The 4,363-nt window shown below is 54.0% G+C and carries 3 protein-coding genes; 1 reads left to right on the top strand and 2 read right to left on the bottom strand.

Going from position 1 to position 4,363, the window contains the following annotated elements:
• Positions 1-375: 375 nt before the first annotated feature.
• Together Q0687_RS05455 and Q0687_RS05450 are read right to left on the bottom strand one after the other, a co-directional pair.
• Positions 376-582 carry a hypothetical protein gene (locus tag Q0687_RS05455; protein ID WP_298873200.1) on the bottom strand — a complete coding sequence of 69 codons (207 nt, stop codon included), beginning with the start codon at positions 580-582 and terminating at the stop codon, positions 376-378.
• Positions 583-1,285: 703 nt separating this feature from the next.
• Positions 1,286-1,735: a hypothetical protein gene (locus Q0687_RS05450; RefSeq protein WP_298873198.1), complete on the bottom strand. Its 450-nt coding sequence runs from the start codon at positions 1,733-1,735 to the stop codon at positions 1,286-1,288.
• Between the two features lie 538 nt (positions 1,736-2,273).
• Between Q0687_RS05450 and Q0687_RS05445 the strand changes: the two genes are divergently transcribed.
• Complete coding sequence (locus tag Q0687_RS05445; RefSeq protein ID WP_298873196.1) at positions 2,274-2,612, top strand: helix-turn-helix transcriptional regulator; 339 nt, start codon at positions 2,274-2,276, stop codon at positions 2,610-2,612.
• The last annotated feature ends 1,751 nt before the right edge of the window (positions 2,613-4,363 follow it).

The following is a 4,363-nucleotide window of genomic DNA, read 5'->3' as shown; positions in this document are numbered from 1 at the left end:
GTCATGGCTCCATCCTCTCAGGAGTTGGAGCCTCCGGCAAACCCGGGGCGGTTCAGTTCCGCCGCTTCCGGCTGATGTTAGAGAGTCTCCTTGCCCGGAGTTGCTACTTGCTGGCCCGTCATCCTTTTGGATCAAGGCAGCTAGATCCGACGAGATATGCCGCAGCTCGCCGTAGCGGGAAGTCTTACGACAATATCGACTAGCCAGAGGGGGCGACATTCAAGCGCTTCCTGGCGGTTTCAATGCACATTGTTGCGGCGCGTCAAGCAGGGTACTCTGCAGTTGCCCTCGCGGATTATTATCAGCAAAGCTTTTTGATTGGGCAGCTTTCACGACCAACGAGGCGCCCGTTGTGCCAGCAGGCCAGCGCACGATTCATATTCCTGCGAAGCCGCGCTGATCGACTGACGGCAGAACTTCCATCGCTTTGGCAACCGCCTCAGCGTATCGCGGGTGCGTTACGTCCACGTTCACCCGGGTCCTTGCCAAATTGCGTCTCAGAATCATGCGCTTTTCAGGGTCGAGGTCGTCAGAGAAAACCAGCAGGAGCGCGCGCTCAAACTCGAAATAGGGATCTCTCATAGGCTATTCTCCACACATTCAACTGACAACTGAATCGAAGGATTCTCGGAAGTGGCGGTACAAACCTCGGTCCCGAAAAGTGTTTTCGCCCAACGCCGTGCTTCCGAAACGTCATCATCCCGAAGTTCGACCAAGATTAAGTCCTATCAAGAAACATCAGAGAGGACACTTGGATTTCAGAACAACCGTCCTGACAATGGCGTGCGGAGCTATGATGCAATAAAGAAAAGTCGTCGCCCGAGACAAGCAACGAATCGCTACAAAATCTTGAAACTAGTTCGATTGAGGTTATCCGAGAACCTTTTGAACTGGAGCAAGCAGCCAAAATGTTTCACCTCTCCCACCGCGAGCAACGATCTCATCGCGCAATCGACCTTCAGGCATGCGTCAATACGAGCGGCTGCCAACAGTCGCACTCCAAGTAAGCGGGCAAGTCACAACGCGATGTCCGCCTTGACTTAAGAACTATCTGGCGCTTTTCACTGGTCGCGAAATCAAGCGCGGGGCGTGGCAATGGGCTGCCAGACCCCACTTTTCCTTTTCCCGACTGTGGTCGCTTTCGCCGCCTGTCAGTCCGCCTTTGCCCCCGACTCGATCCACCGCCGCCGCGCACATCGGCGGATCTTGCTCTCGAGCAACTTTCGGCAACAGCAGGAACCATTCCGGCGCCCTTAAGACGCCAAAGCGAGCCCCGAAAGCTAGATCAATCCTCGTTTCTCTTCGAGGTAGAGCGTTTTGCCTTCGACGGGATCACCTCTACGTGGCCTGGCTGAAACTCATTTGGATTGACTTTTACCCGTATCGTTGAGAATCCCTCTTGGCTTCTGACCTGCCCCAACACCAGCAAATCAAATTCGTCCGCTTCGGCGCCGCCGGGCACATCTGCGACATATCGAAAGCTTGGCCCGGAAAGAAACACTCTACCCCTAGCAGGTAAGCTGGTCACAGCGATGCTCTCCACTCTAATGCCAGGCGATTGAATGCTCTGTATGCAATCCTCGGCCCCCGCTGTGCTAATTGACCATTCCACCCCGTCATCAACAAGATCGTAATTGGTACGCGCCTTGAGACACCCGTAAGCGACGGCAGGCCCGAGTTGAGCAACCAAAGCAAGCATTAGTACAACTACCATTAGGAAGTTTCGCGGCTTCATCCTCTGTCTCCCTCACAGTTGTTGTGAAGGGCAATACTGAATACTGCGTGACGAACACTTGCTAATGATTGGTTGACGACCGACGAATCGTAAGCCGCGAGGAACCCCGAATATGAACTAACGATGGGGAAGAAATCCAGCTTTTCCACCTACAGCGATGCGATCAGCAAGCCGGACCGCCCGATGAGGACGAGATGTTTCGCGCCAGCCAGATCGGATCACAACCGAATGTTCGTGCCAAGATTGACTGGGACTGAGGAGAAGTGATTGCGCCGCTTTCCAGCGCGCGAAGCCGGCCGGTTTGCGAACCGCTTGCTCATAATACTTTTGTTGCTCACCTGCCTTCTTATGGCGATGCCTGCACCTCATCCTCAGCGTCGTTTAACCAACAGTATCGTCTGGTCCGCGGCCAAATGTTCTTGGTATGTTTCATTTGCGCCTTTATCTTGGGTATGTGACCTGATCATCCGTAGTAATACTTCTGTTCGAATCCTATCTTTCATGCTTCATGGTTCCATCGGCCAACGACAGAATATCGATGACAGAATCCCTAGATAGTGCCACTTTGCGACAATTGCGCCAGCGAGGTGGGCTGCTCCTTCGGGAAAGACGCAAGAATTTGGGTCTTTCGCAGCGCGAACTCGCCGAACGTATCGGCTTGGCACCATACACCATTGTTGCACAACTCGAATCTGGTGTGGGCCGTATCGAGCCGGCCCAATATGTGACCTGGGCGGATGCCTTGGAGCTGCCGATCGCACAATTCGTAGCCCGGCTGTTGGAGCACACAGATCCCTATGCGTATAACTTGTTTGTCGCTTCCATCGGTTCCGCAAAGGGTCAGGAGGTCGTAAGCTTGCGTGCCGGAATCAACTAAGGTTTTTCTTAACGAAGACGGCGGTATGCGTCGCGCTCGGCCATGATTGGCACGCTAAGACGTAGCCCAACCAATACCTTTCGATCGAACGTCGCAGGTTTTTCTTCTTCAGGTGCGCCTGAATGCGCATAATGCCGAAGACGTTTATTTTACCCAGCGAGCCGTCAAATCACACGGGAAAGGTACGCTGTGAGGTGGGCATGTCCCGGACCACAGGATCGCAACACCGTGTCGTCCGCGTGAGGCGTCGTGCCGCGCAGAATTAATCGATCAAACAAGGATTTCGCCGGCCGCTCGATCGAAAGGATCGGACTCGGCGTTGTGCCAATCGATGAACACGGTGGTGTCCGCCCTGACGCGGTGGGCTGCACCCGATGTTCTGGTGGATGAGCAGCGGAGAGAGAGAGGCTCGAACTGGTCGAGCCTTAGCGAACTGGTTAGCCAGAGCACATGCTAGCGGGTTTCTCGGCCAGTCATTTCCGAGCGGCGGATTTTTGTGAGTGATCACAAACGCTCCGGCCTTCTCACTCTTGAAGTTCGGTCCAAGAAATCGTGTGTGCCAGCGCTACGTCGACTAAACCACTCGCTCGAGCAAACATTGCTCAGATCGCTTTCACTCATTTCTGAGGACGAGATACCTGCTTCCTGAGCCGTCGGCGCGGTCGCTCCTGAATTAACCCGTGCTTCTTGTCAAAAGCCTTCATCCAACGCCTGATATAGAGCGGCTCGTCTGGACAGATCTCCTTCAAGACTCGAAGCGTCTGCTCGCGGAACTGCTCTAAAGTCCGTGCCATGTTGGTATTGCCCATAGACGTTTTGGGAAAAATATCATGCACTAAAAGCCAATGAGCGCGAGCGCCACATAGGCCGCTGCACCTATCGGCCCGCTCACCAAAACGAACAGCAAGCAATAGAGGAACGGCTTTAACATCACAGCCTCCAAATTCTCGCTTTGCATGATTTAACTTGCAACTAATAATAAAGGGGTGTCAAGTCTACTGTACGGGCAGGCTGGTTACCTTTTCATTCAGCCCGGGAGGGTTCCGCAGCCTCGGCTGCAGGCCCTTTTTCCTTCAACTCGATTGGCGGAGAGCGTTCGCCAACATCATTCTCGCGCTTAGTGCTCGCTCGCGTGAAAGCTTATCAGCCAACTTAATCCTCATTTGCGATTCACGAATGACTCGCCAACGGTCTGCCTTCGAACGCAATGGTCTTCTCAAGTTGCTGCGGCCCTTTCCGGTTCAGCGCAAACCTTCAATTGGCCTTCGTCGCGTCAATAAGAAATTCATGACAGCAGCGAGCTCCGCTATCGCGTTTGAACGCGGGGTTCGCCCAGCTCCCTCGTGCCGTTGTGATCGTGAACTGAACCTGCTCCGAACAAGTCGACACCTGGAGAGCTCAAAAAGCATTAACCTCGGACGTTAGCGGAAGACCGTCAAACGCCGGGCGGGTGAACCAGTGGTACGATTGGTCGATCGATCGGTTCGGTCGTTGTAGAGTTCGCTATGCGACTTGGTGCGTATTCGTCCGAGGACGGCCGCCTTGCGGGGTTATCCGGTTCGTAGCTGACTGTCGATATGGATATCCTTACTGATAGTCGCCAAGTGAGCCGCCTTGAAGTCGTTGAGACTGGCCGGCGTCGACGCTGGTCGGATGCCGAGAAGCTTCGAATTGTCGAGGAAAGTTTTTCGGCGCCGTCAATCGGCCCTTTAATTGCGGATTGATGTCAATTCTCTTTTTGAAGCCATTCG

Source organism: uncultured Bradyrhizobium sp., assembly GCF_936928535.1.
Lineage (GTDB): Bacteria > Pseudomonadota > Alphaproteobacteria > Rhizobiales > Xanthobacteraceae > Bradyrhizobium.
Note: the sequence above shows the minus strand (reverse complement) of the source record. Positions and strands in the feature narration are given on the sequence as shown.